The organism is Pseudoalteromonas sp. THAF3 (assembly GCF_009363775.1).
GTDB classification, from domain to species: domain Bacteria; phylum Pseudomonadota; class Gammaproteobacteria; order Enterobacterales; family Alteromonadaceae; genus Pseudoalteromonas; species Pseudoalteromonas ruthenica.
The window spans coordinates 1,546,339-1,561,835 of sequence record NZ_CP045418.1 but is presented as its reverse complement, the minus strand read 5'-3'; the positions used below and the strand labels follow the sequence as shown (position 1 = coordinate 1,561,835).

The following is a 15,497-nucleotide window of genomic DNA, read 5'->3' as shown; positions in this document are numbered from 1 at the left end:
AAGAGCTACGACGGATTTTGCCGTTAATTGCCAAGTACTTTAGCTGGGTCCACTTTACTGGCCTGCCAAGCTGGGTATATAGAGGCTAAAACAGTGATGACAAGGGCAATCACAGCAATAGCAACAATATCCTGCCAATGGATTTGCGAAGGTAAAAAGTCGATAAAGTAGACCCCAGCTAGCTTGTTCTCACCGATAAAGGCACTCCACCAAGCAAAAAGTTCGGTGATGTTCATGGCTAACAGTACGCCGATAACAATACCTACTATAATCGCGAACAGCGCTGACACCACACCTTGCAGTAAAAATGCATGCATAATCACAAAGTCACTGGCCCCCATGGTGCGCAATATAGCGATGGCGCTTTGTTTTTCTTTTACTTCCATAAATAGAGACGAAACGATATTAAAGCTCGCCACCGCGATGATCAGAAAGACACTTAAATACACAATAGTGCGAACCATTTGAATGTCCGCATAGAGGCTGCCTTGGGTTCTTATCCAGCTATTGACGTACACATAATCACTGAGTGTACGGCCTATGGCCATTGCCTGAGTTTGCGCGGCAAAGACATCATGCAGTGTTACTCTTAGCCCTGTGACCTGATGGTCAGCCATTGAAAAAGCCGATTGCAACCTAGACATAGGCAGGTAAATCAATTGCTTATCAAGCGGCCCATGGCTGTTTAGCATGGCCACCACCCGACCTTGTATGCGGATCGGTGCAGACAGTCCTTTGCTTTTATTCGTCACATCACTCATTAGCAAAGTGATATCATCACCAATATTAACCGCCAGTTGTTTTGCTAGCTGCTGGCCGATAATAACCTCATTGCCTGCGAGTTGTGCTAAAGGTTTACCATCAATAAACTCATCGGCGATTGATACTTGGCTCTCAAACTCCGGCACAATCCCCCGAAGCTGGGCGGCGGCAAGTTCACCTCGATATTGCGCCATAGCATTGGCAGCAACAAAAGGCGCCGCGCTGGCTACCGCATCCTGCTCAGCCAGTTGCTGGCGTTTCGCTTGCCAGTTATCAATAGGGGTATCAGCGGCGACATACTCTACATGAGGCACCAAGGCTAGCAGCCGCTCTACTAACTGCTGCTGAAACCCATTAACCACCGAGAGCGCTAATATCAGTACCGCCACACCGAGGATAATGCCAAGACTGGAGCTTTTCGCCATAAAGCCCATAAATCCTGAGTGATGCTGAGATTTACGAAACCGCCGCGCAAGTTGGTAGCTTAGCTGTAGGGCATTCATTGCGCTGTGCCCACCACAGGTTCATGAAGCACCCCTTCATCAAGTTCCACCTGGCGACTCAACTTCCCTGCTAACTCCAAATCATGGGTTACCACCACAAAGCTGGTTCCTAAATCTTGTTGTAACTGAGCAATTAGTTCATAAATACGCTGGGCATTATGTTTGTCTAAATTACCTGTGGGCTCATCGGCCAAGACTAAGGCAGGCTCGTTAACGATGGCCCGAGCAATAGCAACTCGTTGGCGCTCTCCGCCGGATAGCTTGGCAGGCTTATGGCTCAAGCGGTGTGAGAGGCCAACGCGCTCAAGCATAGCTGCTGCCTTTTGCTGGGCTTGTTTAGCGTTGACCCCAGCGATGAGCAGTGGCATAGCGACATTTTCTAGTGCGGTAAACTCCATCAATAGGTGATGAAACTGATAGATAAAACCGAGGTGCTTGTTACGAAATTGGGCCTGTTGCTTACGGCTGAGCGCCGCAACATCGGTATCACAAATACGTAATTGGCCGCTACTTGGTACATCTAAGGTGCCAAGAATATGCAACAAAGTGCTTTTTCCAGACCCAGAGGCGCCAACAATGGCAACACTTTCGCCGCGCTCTAAAGATAAATCGATGCCTTTTAAAACAGTAAACTCTTCTGCTGCATCGGCATATGTTTTGATTAGGCTTTCACAGCGTAACACTGCATTACTCATATCGTAGAACCTCTGCCGGGCGGACCTGCGCCGCTTTTTTTGCTGGGTATAGCGTTGCTAAAAAGCTCATAAAAATCGCTCCGGCAACAATCGCTAATAAATTAATAGAGGATACCACCACGGGCAGCTCCTGCTGCCCTAGAAGCTGGATTCCTATACTCGCTAAAAGGGTATTCAAATTGCTCACCACCAACAGTGCCAATACGGCGCCGATAATGCTACCCACTACACCGTTGTACATACCCTGAACCATAAACACGCGAGCCACTTGGCGGTAGTTAAGCCCTAATGTTTGCAAAATAGCGACTTCACCTTGTTTTTCTCGCACCATCATGGTCAACGACGAAACAATATTAAATACCGCCACCAATATAATCAGTCCGAGCAGTAGGCTCATGATACGCTTTTCCATTGCCACTGCTGAAAACAGGCTTCCCTGACTTTGCCGCCAATCGGTTATGCCTTCACGCTGGCCGATGGGGAGTTTACGTAGCACCTCACCCACTAAGAAAGGGTCCTTGAGCATCACTTCTAATGGCGCGTGCGCTTGCTCACGGATGCGCATCACGCGTTGCAATGATTCGCCAGAGGTGAACAAGGTATGCATATCAAGCTCCGACCCAGTGCGATAGATGGCGTTAATGGTAAATAATCGCTGTGCGGGAATACGCCCCATGGGGGTATAGGTCGAGACACTGGGAATGGTCACACGCAACGTGTCTCCCAAGCCGACCTGCAAAGAACGAGCAAGGTAACGGCTAATGGCGATGGTGTAGCGCTGGGCAAAAACCTGCCTACTATCGCCTACTTCAACATGTTCTGTGACATGCTCAGGAAGCGCTTCATAGGGAGCTTGCAGCAATACACCTTGGATATCGGCGCCGCTTTGCACAATCGCCTGCGCTTGATGGTAACGGTTGATAGCTTTGACCTCAGGCATTTGCTGCAACCTTGTTTGCAGTGCTTGTTGCTGCGCTTCATTGCGTTGCTGCATATCGATTTGCAGATGAGGGATCATCGATAACATTGAGCGTTTGAGGTTGTTTTCAAAGCCATCCATCACCGACATAACCGTAAACAAGGCGGTGATCCCTAAGGCGATACCAGCGATGGAGAAAAACGACACAAAAGACACAAAGGCACTGCCTTTGGAGAGTCGCGAATATCGCAGGCCAATAAATAAACTGACAGGCTTATACATCAACAGGTTAACAGTCCAATTGCAAAGCGATGATGCTAACACAGGGGCCAGCGAATAGGTATCCCAACGCGTCCATCACCTGTGTTTACACAGAGCTGGGCTTAAAAATTAGGCTTGAGCGTTTCACTGAGGTGATCGGCAAAGTAATCTAGCAAGGTTTTGGTGGCATTCGCTAAATAAAGGTTAGCCGGGGTGACGGCCCAAATGGGCTCTTTGCGTATCGCAAATGGTTGCAGTACCTCATGCAAACGCCCCTGTTGTAAATCGCTGCGCACGTAGTAATCAGGCAGTTGCACCAATCCTAGTCCTTGCTTGGCGGCATCCGCTAGTGCCCAACCGCTATTACAACGCAGCCGGGTTTTAGTGATTTTCACATGGCGCACCCGTTGTTGCTCAGCAAAACGCCAATAATCCGAATGACCAACTAGGCAATGATGATAGTTGAGTTCGCTTAAAGCATAAGGCTCTCCCTGCTGCTCAAGGTATGAAGGTGCGCCACAAACCACCACAGCGCGGGCACCAATGCGCCGTGCAGTGAGGTTGGAGTCAGCCAGCTCACCGATACGGATGGCCAAGTCGATATGTTCTGATATCAAATCTAAAGATTGGTTACTGAGCATCATATTGACGCTCACTTTGGGGTATTTAGCCATAAATCGATGCACCAAGGGCATAATAAATTGCTCACCAAACATCACCGGTGCGGTAATTTTAAGTTGCCCACTGGGCTGCGCTTGTTGCTCTTTGAGAGCCCACTCCCCTTGCTCCAATACCGCTTGCGCCTTTTTAGCATGATGCAACAGCAGCTCACCTTGCTGCGTTAGCACCACTTTACGTGTGCTGCGGATAAACAGCTGAGTATTGTAGTACTCCTCCAAAGCGCTTACCGAGCGGCTTATATGCGCCACAGATGTGCCTAGTTGTTTGGCTGCTTGAGTGAAAGAAGCCGCTTGCGCAGCAGCGACAAACTCGACCATACCTTGCCAGCGCATTATTACCTCTGTGTAAAAGTATATTAATCTGGGCCAAAAAGTATCATATTGTGTAATAATTTCACCACTTTTACATAAACGGGAACACAAAAATGGCCGAATTTATTAAATCAAAAGCTGCTGTAGCCTGGGGTCCAAAGCAACCACTTAAAATTGAAGAAGTGGATGTCATGATGCCTAAGGCCGGTGAGGTGCTGGTTAAAGTCCATGCATCTGGCGTATGCCACACTGACGCATTCACTCTTTCCGGTGAAGATCCAGAGGGCATATTCCCTGCCATTTTGGGCCATGAAGGAGGCGGTGTTGTTGAAGCCGTCGGTGAAGGAGTCACCAGTGTGGCGGTAGGCGATCATGTTATTCCACTTTATACGCCAGAGTGTGGTGAGTGTAAATTCTGTACTTCTGGCAAAACCAACCTATGTCAGAAAATTCGCGAAACCCAAGGTAAAGGCCTGATGCCAGATGGCACCACACGCTTTTATAAAGACGGTGAGCCAATTTATCACTACATGGGCACCTCTACCTTTTCGGAGTACACGGTCCTACCGGAAATCTCATTAGCAAAAGTGAATAAAGAAGCGCCTTTGGAAGAAGTGTGTTTACTTGGTTGCGGCGTCACCACCGGGATGGGTGCGGTGCTCAATACTGCAAAAGTACAGCCGGGTGATACCGTCGCTATTTTTGGTCTCGGTGGCATTGGCTTGTCAGCCATTATTGGCGCGAAAATGGCCGGTGCAAGCCGTATTATCGGCATTGATATCAACGAGAGCAAATTCGCCCTGGCAGAAAAACTGGGGGCCACTGACTTAGTTAATTCCAATGATTACGACAAGCCTATCCAAGAGGTCATTGTCGAGATGACCGACGGCGGCGTTGATTTCTCGTTTGAGTGTATTGGTAACGTCAATGTTATGCGCAGTGCTCTAGAGTGCTGTCATAAAGGCTGGGGTGAGTCCGTAGTTATTGGTGTTGCCGGTGCTGGACAAGAGATTTCTACCCGTCCTTTCCAATTGGTCACCGGTCGTGTATGGCGCGGAAGTGCCTTTGGTGGCGTTAAGGGACGCTCAGAGTTACCAGAAATTGTAGAGCGTTACCTAAACAACGAATTTGCTCTTAATGATTTCATAACCCACACCATGGGCCTTGAGGATATCAACGAGGCGTTTGATCTGATGCATCAAGGCAAGAGCATTCGCAGCGTCATCCATTTTGATAAGTAGAGGGTACTATGAGCCTTGAGCTGATCTCAAAGAACAAGGTTCACGGCGGTTGGCATAAACGCTACCGCCATGAATCTGCCGTCAACAACTGCACGATGACGTTCGCTATCTATTTACCACCCGGGGTGGATGAAAGTCAGCGCGCGCCGGTGCTGTATTGGCTTTCCGGTTTAACCTGCAGCGATGAGAACTTTATGCAAAAAGCAGCAGCATTCAAAAGTGCTGCTGAGCTTGGTCTTATTATCGTTGCCGCTGATACCAGCCCTCGTGGCGAGCAAGTTGCGGACGATAAAGAAGGTGCCTATGATTTCGGCCTGGGTGCTGGGTTTTACGTTAATGCCACGCAAGCACCTTATGATCAACACTACCAGATGTATGATTATATCAATGAGGAACTACCGGCGCTTATTAACGAGCATTTCCCGGTCAGTGGTAAGCAAAGCATCAGCGGCCACTCCATGGGCGGTCACGGCGCGTTGGTATTAGGGCTGCGTAATAGCGATAAGTTTGCCAGTATCAGTGCCTTCGCGCCGATAGCGAGCCCCACTCGGTGTCCTTGGGGTGAAAAAGCCTTAGCCGGCTATTTGGGCAATGATAAGCAGACGTGGCGCGAATATGACAGTAGCTTACTACTGGCAGAGACTAACGCCGAGCAGTGTCCCCCGCTCCTGATCAGTCAGGGGTTGGCGGACGATTTCCTGCAACAGCAGCTTAAACCTGAGCTGCTACAAGCAAGCGCTGATGAAGCGGGCATTGCGCTTATTCTCGAGCAACATCCCGGTTACGATCATAGCTACTTCTTTATTAGCAGCTTTATTGATCAACATTTGCGTTTTCACGCCAAGCACTTAGCTTAATCCCAACCCCCTCCTGAGTGTCATTACTCGGGAGGGTGTTGCTGCGAGTCGTCAAGCAGCTCTTGGGTAAAGGCGCGAATAAACCCCACAAGTTGCACAATAAAGATCAGTAAAAAAGGAATACCACCAATTACCGCAATATTGCGGTTAAGCGGTTCATCGGCAATAAGCAGCAATGCAAGGCTTATCACCGCCATCGCTGATGACCACAAAATGAGTGAGGCGCGCGAGTGCACGCTTTCACAGAGCTGGCGGATCACCAGCAGCGCAGAATCGGCACTGGTGGCCACAAACACCATGAGTAATAACAAACTGAGCCACGCCAATAGTTCGCCAACACCACCGAGTTGCGAGAAGAAAATAAACACACCTTGAGTGTAATCGGCGCTGATCACGGCAGCTAAATCCGCCTGGGTCTGGCTATCCAATGCCAGTGCTGAGCCCCCTAATACGCTGAACCACACTAAGCTGACCATTGTTGGGATAATAGTCACACCGAGAATGTATTGCCATAGCGGTCGACCACGGGATATACGCGCTAAAAACAGCCCTACAAAGGGCCCCCACGCCAACCACCAAAAATAGTAATTATAGGTCCAGGTTGAGGCCCAATCAGCATCTTTTAATTGCGAGTCAAACTGCCATGCACCTGAAACCACCAGCAGCAGGTACTCTTTTAGACCATTCCACAAAGTGCTCAAAATAGGCGTTAGCGGCACCGTCAATATTACCAACGCCATCATAATAAACGCTAGATAGACATTGAACTTACTGAGCACCTGAATACCACGGCGCAGCCCAAAACGAGCTGACGTAACATACAAGGCGGTGATCGCGAGCAGCATTAAAGCACCGACCCAATGTGCGTTTAAACTCAAGCCGTAATGCTCAAGTTTAATGGTGACGCCATTTTTCAACAACATACTGGCATTGGCAATGGTGCCCACCACGCCAAAAAAGATGGCGATAATGGCAACAAAATAAATAACTCGTTTGATGCGAACTTTATGCTTTACTCCTAAGGAGCCCGGCAACGCGTGTAATACCGGAGCGCTGAGATCATCGGCGTTTTTTATCGCCCGCGTAACACCGCCGAGCATCAAACCAAATACTGCGTAAAGTGCCCATGCATGAAAGCCCCAATTGAGCATAGTTAAGGCCATACTGGCGGCGACTGGCTCGGGATACATGCTGTGCTTAAGAGGCATTTGATGGCTGTGCAATACCGGCTCAGCGACGCCCCAAAACACCAACCCCGAGCCCATGCCTGCGGCAAACAGCATGGCCAACCAGCCGAAAGTGGAAAACTCTTTTTGGGCATCAGCACCACCCATTTTCTTTCCCGCTAAGGGACTAAAGCACAACATCAACAAAGCGAGCAGGAGCGCGTTTACAAACAGGAAAAAGCCGCTGCCCAAGTAGGCAATAGCTGTTTGAATGGCAGGTTGAATTAACGTTTTTAGGCCCTGGGGCCATAACGCGGTAATCGCCGCAATAGCGACACACACCACCAGCGCTTTACGTTCTAGGGAGTTTTTCACTACGCACCGAGCAATAAAGACAAACGCGTATTTTAGCTACAGGCTGCGCCCGAGGCAATTGCTTTACCGTGATAAAGCAGGCCACCTGAGTGACCTGCGGGTATATTGCGCAAATCTCCAAGAATTATGGCAGCAGCCCATAATCAATGAACAATGGTTGCGCTATTTCATATCTGCAAAAGGGTTCTCAATGTTAAGTTTCACCGAGTTTGTAAACCCGGGAATGCGCATTTGCTGCTGATCAAAGTGAATATCAGCCTCATCGATTAGGCCTTCACCAAAGCGATAGATGATGTTGAATTCACCTTGCTGTGCTTGTTGCCAGTAAATTTGCTGCTGATCAAGGGTACTTTGCAAGCGCTTGTGGTGTTCGCTCATCGCCTGCTCTCCATGACGTTTAGCCAACATCTTTTTGGTCAATTCGGGGCTTAGCACGGGCGCAGTAGCGTTGTTACCACCAAAGCCCTTCGAGTTAATAAAGGCAACGTCCTGCGCCTCACAGTGACGATGGGTCAAACTGATATGTAAGCGGTCATCGTGCACATCATCAGCCACTTTATCGATGGTCGTGATCCCCGGCATGATGTTGGTATCAAACACCCCTAATGCAAAGGCGAGCTGATCGCCACTGGCTGGCGCGATGGTATGGCCCACATAGGCTTTCGGGGCTACGATAGGCCATTGCTCAATACCATAGGCGCTGGCAATACGGTCGTAAATAGCAGACTCAGTGACGCGATTTTGCGGCGTACTTGAGCCATGGGCCAATACAAAGCTGCGCTGTGTTAAAGATTCATCGCCGACCATGGCTTGGGCTAAGGCCACAGATTTGGCCATGGTGATGTAATTACCCGGCCCTGGCGCAGTTATTGACTTTTTATACCCATCGGCATTTACAAATACCTCTGGCACACTGCCACGTATTTGCGCACCCAACTCTAAGGCTAGGGCGTCATCCATAAGAATGGTGACTTGTGCCCCCTCACCTATGGTGAAACCGCAGTTGTCACCGAACGGGCGGGAAGTACGGCGATAATCGACTTCATCGGTGTTATCAAGCTTTTTCAAATTATCATCGTTGGCCAACGCACCCATATTCCCGAAGCCTTCAATAATCTCCGGCTCGATGGCACACTCACTTGAAGCCACAATAGCCACGCGCGTACGCCCGGCGGTAATATCATTCACCGCAGCGCGTAGATTGTATAAAAACGTGGCACAGGCACCCGATGTGGTAAACGTCGTGCCGACACTGCCGGTTACGTAGGCATTGATAAAATCCGTCGACATGGTGTTTAAACCAAGCGCTAACTGCTTAGTACTGACGCGATCACCTTGTAAACGGGAACGAAATAGACCGCCTAAGCCTTCGCTATTGACCTGCCCCGCAACCGAAGCGCTGTAAGTACCAATTTGATCGGGCGCTACAGCACTCATTACTTTTTGCCAATCAAGGCCACTGGAATGGATAGCATCACTGGCTGCAAAAATTGTCGCTTGCAGCCCCCGAGGCTGATAACGGCTGTTATATAACACCGACGGGTCAAAGCCCGTTGGCAATTGCCCCGCCGCTTTAATCGGGTTATCTCGGAAACTATCATGCTTAAAGGTAAATTCGCCGTTGATACGTACTTCGACTTGGCCTTTATCTAGCTCAGTTATTTGCCAGTTACTAGGCACTGGCGAAGGTAATTGCCGTGCTCGCGTGGTAAAGATGATCGCTTGTTCGCTGTGACCGGTTAACTTTTGCTGCCAGTGAGTCGCGTCCACATCGAAGTGCGTCGCCTCAATACGGCGAATAAGCGTACCCGATAAAATTTGTTCGCCAAGCTGGCTCTCAACATTGTCAAGAGTAATGGTATTTCCATCGCCATCAACTAATTGCTCTTCTTGCTTACTCACCAAATTCATAAGCGCAGCAAGACCAAGCAAGGTTTCTTGGCGCTGTTGCTGCCCTAAAGCATCGAGGACAACACGACGAAACCCTTGGTTAAACGAAGTACGGCCAGCGGCATTGATGCCACCCATAGCGACAATGACAGGTAATGCTTTCATAATAACTCTAAGACGTTAAGACTTTATATGCCTCTAGTGTAAGTGGAACTACACCAGGCCTTTGTGCTTTAATGGCCATATATTTATTAAAAATAGCCAAATTAAAGTGGTCGGAGCTTTATATGTCCCCTTACAACGTCATGATTGCCCTGTATCCGCATATGCTGGCCACCAGCTTAACCTTGCCGTTTGAGATGCTTCAGGCTGGCTACGCTTATGCTAAGCGCCATGTGCCAAATTGCCGGGCACTGAGTATTGAGCTGCTTAGCCATAACCGAGAGCCGGTTACCGCACACAGCGGATTGCCGTTTTTTCCAGGCCGTAACTACGATGATATTTCGCATTTTGATTTATTGATTTTACCGAGCCTGTGGCGTAACCCCAGACCAGTATTGCGCCAACAAAATGCATTGGTAGCGGCATTACGGGCGATGAACTGCAAGCACACAGCCATGATAGGGGTGGGCACTGGCAATTGCTTTTTAGCGGAAGCTGGGTTGCTGGATGGTCACCCTGCCACCACGCACTGGCATTATGCTGCGCAGTTCAAACGTGACTACCCCAAGGTTGATCTAAAACCGGAATACTTCATCACCCAAGCCGAAGGGCTATACAGTGTTGCCAGCCTTAACGCGCTCGCAGATGTGATTGTTCATCTATTAGAAAGCCTCTACGGTCGCGCATGTGCTTTACATGTGCAGCGTAACTTCTCACATGAGGTCCGTAAGCCCTATGAACAGCAGCGTTATCTAGAGGGGATGAATGAACGCCACCCTGATGAGCTGATAGCGCAAATCCAATTTTGGATGAAAAACAACTTAAGCGCTGAGCTGAGTATTACAGAACTTGCAAGCTCCTTTGATATTTCTCAGCGTAGCCTCACCCGGCGTTTTAAACAGGCCGCAGGCCTCAGCCCCAACCAATATTGGCGTAAACTGAAAATTCAAAGCGCTCAAGAGCTGCTCGCCAGCTCCAACTTAACGATTAACGACATTGCAATGGAATTAGGCTTTAGTAATCAAGCCCTTCTTAATCGCCTATTTCGTCAAGAGCTGGGGCAAAGCCCCAGTGAGTATCGAGCCTTGGTGCGCAAAAAGCTGTTCGACAGCAGTGGCTGAGATATTGTTACGAACGCCCGTTAAATTCATCCCGAGGCAAAAACTCTAACACCGTCGCATTGATACAATAGCGCGCCTTGCCATCAGGCCCCTCATTGGGAAACACATGACCCAGGTGAATGCCCGACGACTTGGAGCGGATCTCAATGCGCTGCATACCGAAGCTGTTGTCTTGATGACGAGTCACTTGCCCTGCCACCGGCTGAGTGAAAGACAACCAACCGGTGCCGGAATTGAAGCGGTCGCGAGTATCGAACAGTGGTGCCCCTGATAGTTTATCAACAAACACTCCGTCCGGCGTGTTTTTGAATACCTCATATTGCTTACAAAATCGGCTGTCCGTCCCTTTGGCGAATGCTACCCGGTATGCTTCTGAATCACCCAGTTTAAAGGCGCCGAGAGCTTTGTAGAATAACTCAGGTGGCATATAACCTTGGTGCGCAGCTACTTCTTGGCCATTTTCTATAAATAAAATGGTGGGGGTGGCGTAAGTCTCAGAAGTAATGGTGAGGCCTTGAAGCTGCGAAGCGTAACGTAAATGTACGTCAATCGTGCCCTGATAACTTGCCAACACCTCTTGTTTAAACTTCTCACAATAAGGGCAATAGTTTGGTGAGTCTAAAACGACAATGTGTTTGCCCTCAAGCAGTTGAGTGTTGTCTTGGTGCTCCGTCTCCTTGGCGTTAAACACCACGCCGGTAGAGTGATCCGGACAGTATCCATTGGGATTCTTACGCAAGTAGTCTTGATGATAGCGCTCAGCCATATGGAATTTATCCAGCGGTTTGATGAGCGTAGCTATCTTACCGTAACCCGCCTCGCTCAATAATGCTTGGTATTGTGCTTTTACTCGCTGCGCAAGTTCAGTTTGTTCGTTGCTGTAAGTGAGTATGGTCGAGCGATATTGCGTACCTCGGTCATTCCCTTGGCGATTGACTTGGGTGGGGTCATGTTGCTCAAAATAAAACTGTAAAATACGCTCTAATGAGATGGCATTGGCATTAAAGGTCACCCTAACCACCTCAGCGTAGTTGTTCTCATCATAGCGCCGCTTAGCAGCAATGATATTTTTGTATGTCGGTTTGAAACCACGCCCATCGGCATAGCCTGACTGAGCATCGAGCACTCCAGGGAGAGCTTCAAAGCGTTTTTCAACCCCCCAGAAGCACCCTGCTCCGAGCACGACGCGTTCTTTCGCGACACTCATTTGTGCGTCATTGTTGTCTGCGCCCATGGCTGCTGTGCTGGTAACGAGAAAAATAAGAAGAAAAAACAACTTGTTAAACATGCTAGCCTCATTAAACTAAATGATCATAGAAGCCCTGTAAGTACGTAGAGTGAATACAACGGTACCGCCAGACCTATGCTATTGCTTTACGCAGTAGCGTGTCTTTTAGTTGACCGTTCACACCAATAAATTTATTCATTGAGTACACGCATGAAAGACAAACTGACCAAAGAAGCCATATATGAACGCCTCGCCAACGTCGAAGATGCACGCGCTTGTAAAGCCATCGACGAAAATGCCTGTAAAGTGGTGCCCGGCAATTACTTAACCTTGCTACTGGCACAAATTCTCAGCAAGTTTGCTGATGCGCTGCTTAACCCTAAAGTCACCCTGCCTTGGTTGATGCAAAGTTTGCAGGTTCCCAGTGCACTGATCGCGTGGCTGGTGCCTATTCGCGAGTCTGGCTCATTATTACCGCAGTTAGCAATTGCCGACTTTATTCGTACTTTAGCGGTGCGCAAGTGGGTGTGGGTGCTAGGTGCCATAGTGCAAAGTCTTTGTATATTTGCCATGGTCGCAGTGGGGTTAACCTTGCAAGGCACCACAGCGGGACTTGCCATCATCGCTTTGCTGGTGGTGTTCTCCTTAGCGCGCGGGTTTAATTCCGTCGCTGCAAAAGATGTACTGGGCAAGGTCATCCCCAAGCAGCAACGCGGCAGTTTATCCGGCTTTGCGGCAAGTGCAGCTGGGCTTGCGACCATTACCTTTGGCCTTGGTTTATGGTTTTATCAACAGCAAGGGGATAAATCAGCGGTACTCATTGCCTTGACCTGTGGTGCCCTTGTATGGCTAATGGCCGCCCTCACCTATGGTCGTATTCGAGAATACAGCGGCGCTACAGAAGGAGGTCGAAATGGCCTTCGCCATGCGCTGAGCAAGCTCACTTTACTTAAGACTGACAAACAATTTGCGCACTTTGTGCTAACCCGAGCATTGCTATTGTGTTCAGCGTTAAGCGCCCCTTTTTATATTGTGCTGGCCAGTGAACAGCAGTTCGACTTTTCATTACTCGCTTTATTTATGGGAATTTCCGGCGTCGCCAGCTTAATCTCTGCACCCATTTGGGGACGTCTCAGTGATTTATCCAGTAAGCATGTGCTCGTCTTAGGTGCCACCTTAGTTAGCATCAATGGTTTTGCCGTTTACCTGGTCGCGACCTATTACCCTGGTTTGTTGAGTCATATTGCCTTTTTGCCAGCAATGTATCTGGTATTAACCATTGCTCACCAAGGCGTGCGTTTAGGACGCAAAACCTACGTGGTTGATATGGCAGAGGGCAATAAACGTACAGATTATGTGGCGGTAAGCAACACGGTTATAGGGGTCTGTTTATTGGCGTTTGGCAGTTTGGGCTTGTTAAGCCACTGGCTCAACAATGCTGAACTAATTTTAATTTACAGCATTCTCGGCATTGCAGGGGCTATTAGCGCTTTGATGTTGCCACGGGTTTAACTTTATCGCACGCGGTACTTAATTATCCGCATTTATGCTAATTTGCTAGCACAATAACAACAACTCAGTGAGGAGTTTATGGCCACAGCGAGACCTGATCCGCGCTTTTATCATATTGATACCCATACCTTGGTACTCGATTGCAGTGCCATAGACAGCATTGAGCATCAACACAAGCAGCGCATGGTCAATCACTTGGCCAACACGTATATAAATCAAGGCTGTTGTATTGATGTGGTCAGCGCCCATCAATGTCTGACTCTGTATTGTGCTCAAGGCACTGATGTTGTGCAGTTGCAACAGCAGTTGCTAACAGCGTGGCATCAGCTTGACGAAACGACGCTCAGTCACGCACACCACGACATTCCCGTGCACTATGGGGGCGAATACGGTATTGATTTAGAAGCCGTAGCTGAGGCCAGCAAGATGAGTGTCAAGGAAGTCATAGAGCTGCACAGTAGCGCCTTGTACGAGGTCGATTTTCTTGGCTTTCAACCTGGCTTCGCTTATATCAGTGGGCTCCCCAAAGCGCTGCATTTACCGCGCCTAGACACGCCCCGTACCGAAGTGAAAAAAGGCACCGTCGCCATCGCTCACGATAAAACCGCCATTTATCCTGCGCAATCCCCAGGGGGATGGAACCTGATTGGCTACACTGATCTGTGTTTATTCGACAAACATAATACCCCCCCTGCTTTATTTGCACCCGGTGATACTATTCGCTTTGTGGAGGTAGACCATGATTGAAGTGATAAAAAGCGGCCCACAGTTAAGTATTCAGGATTTGGGGCGATTCAATTATCGCCATTTGGGTGTATCGCAAGCAGGCGCTGCCGACAGTGATGCCCTGCGTATTGCCAACCGATTGGTGGGGAACCCAGATAATACGCCAGCGCTTGAGGTGACCTTAGGCATGGCGCAGCTAAAATTTTGCAGTAGCCAGTGCTTTTCACTCAGTGGCGCCGACATGAGTGCTAATCTCAATGGTGCTCGAGTTGATCCAGGCTGGAGTTATCAAGCCCAGCCTGGTGACATACTGACTTTCGCTTCCAGCGCACTGAACCTGCGCTGTTACCTTGCCTTTGCCGGAGGCATTGTCGCCACGGCAGAACTGGGTAGCTACAGCACCGATATCATGGCCGGTTTGGGCGCCAATCACGGTCGTGCACTCAGTGCGGGTGATCGAATAGCCATCCACCCTAGCAACTTTCACCCGCAGGGTTTTGGGGCCCGCTTACCGACCCGCCAAGGGCCTATTCATTTTATCCCGGAACAACGCGATCATGGTTTAACCGCATCAATCAAAAGCGCTTTTATTGAAGGCCGTTGGCAAGTTGCACCGCAAAGTAACCGCATGGGGTTGCGACTGCATTGGCCACAGCATGAGCGCCTGAGCCACTACCTCGGGATCGCCAGCACAGCGGTGAGCCCCGGTACCATCCAATTACCTGGCAATGGCGAGCCCATTGTGTTGCTTAATGATTGTCAGACAACGGGCGGCTACCCTATTCTCGGTCACGTGATCAGTGCAGACTTGCCCTGCTTAGGGCAGGCTCGTGCCGGCGCTGAGTTGCAGTTCGAGGCCGTGAGCCTAGCACAAGCAGAAGCGATAAATGCAGCCCACCAGCATGAACTTAACCGCCTTGAGATTGCCATACGGGGCCGCCAACACGCTCGCTAAGGTATCGCGCTTTGGTTTTCGACACAGTGCACTCCTCACCCTAGCTAAGGCGCACCACCTTGGTGCGTCGCAATTACGCCTATCGACCGAAAATGTGCGAATGCTGTTGCTTTTTCCCCGCAACAAACTTAC

At 49.4% G+C, this 15,497-nt stretch carries 13 protein-coding genes; 6 read left to right on the top strand and 7 right to left on the bottom strand.

Annotation, left to right across the window (positions count from 1 at the left end; genetic code table 11):
* Positions 1–23: 23 nt before the first annotated feature.
* The 4 genes from FIU82_RS07140 to FIU82_RS07125 all read right to left on the bottom strand — a co-directional run bounded on the left by FIU82_RS07140 (position 24) and on the right by FIU82_RS07125 (position 4,156).
* Positions 24–1,265, bottom strand: coding sequence for a lipoprotein-releasing ABC transporter permease subunit (locus FIU82_RS07140; protein ID WP_022944158.1), 1,242 nt, complete (start codon positions 1,263–1,265; stop codon positions 24–26).
* Positions 1,262–1,960, bottom strand: a complete 699-nt coding sequence (lolD, locus tag FIU82_RS07135; protein ID WP_152440706.1) for a lipoprotein-releasing ABC transporter ATP-binding protein LolD — start codon at positions 1,958–1,960, stop codon at positions 1,262–1,264. The genes FIU82_RS07140 and lolD overlap by 4 nt, the downstream gene beginning before the upstream one ends.
* Positions 1,953–3,161 (bottom strand): lipoprotein-releasing ABC transporter permease subunit, encoded by a 1,209-nt coding sequence (locus FIU82_RS07130; RefSeq protein ID WP_152440705.1) that lies wholly within the window; start codon positions 3,159–3,161, stop codon positions 1,953–1,955. Before FIU82_RS07130 ends, lolD begins: the two co-directional genes overlap by 8 nt.
* 101 nt (positions 3,162–3,262) lie before the next feature.
* Positions 3,263–4,156 (bottom strand): LysR substrate-binding domain-containing protein, encoded by an 894-nt coding sequence (locus FIU82_RS07125; RefSeq protein ID WP_240701081.1) that lies wholly within the window; start codon positions 4,154–4,156, stop codon positions 3,263–3,265.
* 89 nt (positions 4,157–4,245) lie between these two features.
* On the opposite strand from FIU82_RS07125, the gene FIU82_RS07120 reads away from it, so the two are divergent.
* Together FIU82_RS07120 and fghA are read left to right on the top strand one after the other, a co-directional pair.
* Positions 4,246–5,373, top strand: a complete 1,128-nt coding sequence (locus FIU82_RS07120) for an S-(hydroxymethyl)glutathione dehydrogenase/class III alcohol dehydrogenase (protein ID WP_053911303.1) — start codon at positions 4,246–4,248, stop codon at positions 5,371–5,373.
* A gap of 8 nt (positions 5,374–5,381) precedes the next feature.
* Complete coding sequence (gene fghA, locus FIU82_RS07115; protein ID WP_152440704.1) at positions 5,382–6,230, top strand: S-formylglutathione hydrolase; 849 nt, start codon at positions 5,382–5,384, stop codon at positions 6,228–6,230.
* 23 nt (positions 6,231–6,253) lie between these two features.
* Here fghA and FIU82_RS07110 read toward each other — a convergent pair whose 3' ends face one another.
* The gene (locus FIU82_RS07110) at positions 6,254–7,771 is read right to left on the bottom strand and encodes a BCCT family transporter (protein WP_253946351.1); all 1,518 of its coding nucleotides are present in this window, start codon (positions 7,769–7,771) and stop codon (positions 6,254–6,256) included.
* Positions 7,772–7,933: 162 nt separating this feature from the next.
* Entirely contained in the window at positions 7,934–9,826 is a 1,893-nt protein-coding gene (locus FIU82_RS07105) for a beta-ketoacyl synthase (protein ID WP_152440702.1), read from the bottom strand.
* A gap of 122 nt (positions 9,827–9,948) precedes the next feature.
* Here FIU82_RS07105 and FIU82_RS07100 point away from each other — a divergent pair, with 122 nt between their 5' ends.
* Positions 9,949–10,944, top strand: coding sequence for a GlxA family transcriptional regulator (locus tag FIU82_RS07100; protein ID WP_152440701.1), 996 nt, complete (start codon positions 9,949–9,951; stop codon positions 10,942–10,944).
* 7 nt (positions 10,945–10,951) lie between these two features.
* On the opposite strand, the gene msrA is transcribed toward FIU82_RS07100, so the two are convergent.
* Positions 10,952–12,178, bottom strand: a complete 1,227-nt coding sequence (gene msrA / locus FIU82_RS07095) for a peptide-methionine (S)-S-oxide reductase MsrA (RefSeq protein WP_253946359.1) — start codon at positions 12,176–12,178, stop codon at positions 10,952–10,954.
* A 204-nt stretch (positions 12,179–12,382) separates the two neighbouring features.
* Here msrA and FIU82_RS07090 point away from each other — a divergent pair, with 204 nt between their 5' ends.
* The 3 genes from FIU82_RS07090 to FIU82_RS07080 all read left to right on the top strand — a co-directional run bounded on the left by FIU82_RS07090 (position 12,383) and on the right by FIU82_RS07080 (position 15,365).
* Positions 12,383–13,684 (top strand): MFS transporter, encoded by a 1,302-nt coding sequence (locus FIU82_RS07090; RefSeq protein ID WP_152440699.1) that lies wholly within the window; start codon positions 12,383–12,385, stop codon positions 13,682–13,684.
* A gap of 78 nt (positions 13,685–13,762) precedes the next feature.
* On the top strand, positions 13,763–14,431 hold the full coding sequence (gene pxpB, locus FIU82_RS07085; RefSeq protein ID WP_152440698.1) for a 5-oxoprolinase subunit PxpB: 669 nt from the start codon (positions 13,763–13,765) through the stop codon (positions 14,429–14,431).
* Positions 14,424–15,365 carry a biotin-dependent carboxyltransferase family protein gene (locus FIU82_RS07080; protein WP_152440697.1) on the top strand — a complete coding sequence of 314 codons (942 nt, stop codon included), beginning with the start codon at positions 14,424–14,426 and terminating at the stop codon, positions 15,363–15,365. The genes pxpB and FIU82_RS07080 overlap by 8 nt, the downstream gene beginning before the upstream one ends.
* Positions 15,366–15,497: the final 132 nt, after the last annotated feature.

Excerpts from the sequence above, each read along its gene's own strand:
- FIU82_RS07140 (WP_022944158.1), bottom strand. The coding sequence starts at position 1,265 with ATGAATGCCCTACAGCTAAGCTACCAACTTGCGCGGCGGTTTCGTAAA.
- lolD (WP_152440706.1), bottom strand. The coding sequence starts at position 1,960 with ATGAGTAATGCAGTGTTACGCTGTGAAAGCCTAATCAAAACATATGCC.
- FIU82_RS07130 (WP_152440705.1), bottom strand. The coding sequence starts at position 3,161 with ATGTATAAGCCTGTCAGTTTATTTATTGGCCTGCGATATTCGCGACTC.
- FIU82_RS07120 (WP_053911303.1), top strand. The coding sequence starts at position 4,246 with ATGGCCGAATTTATTAAATCAAAAGCTGCTGTAGCCTGGGGTCCAAAG.
- fghA (WP_152440704.1), top strand. The coding sequence starts at position 5,382 with ATGAGCCTTGAGCTGATCTCAAAGAACAAGGTTCACGGCGGTTGGCAT.
- FIU82_RS07105 (WP_152440702.1), bottom strand. The coding sequence starts at position 9,826 with ATGAAAGCATTACCTGTCATTGTCGCTATGGGTGGCATCAATGCCGCT.
- FIU82_RS07100 (WP_152440701.1), top strand. The coding sequence starts at position 9,949 with ATGTCCCCTTACAACGTCATGATTGCCCTGTATCCGCATATGCTGGCC.
- msrA (WP_253946359.1), bottom strand. The coding sequence starts at position 12,178 with ATGGGCGCAGACAACAATGACGCACAAATGAGTGTCGCGAAAGAACGC.
- FIU82_RS07090 (WP_152440699.1), top strand. The coding sequence starts at position 12,383 with ATGAAAGACAAACTGACCAAAGAAGCCATATATGAACGCCTCGCCAAC.
- pxpB (WP_152440698.1), top strand. The coding sequence starts at position 13,763 with ATGGCCACAGCGAGACCTGATCCGCGCTTTTATCATATTGATACCCAT.
- FIU82_RS07080 (WP_152440697.1), top strand. The coding sequence starts at position 14,424 with ATGATTGAAGTGATAAAAAGCGGCCCACAGTTAAGTATTCAGGATTTG.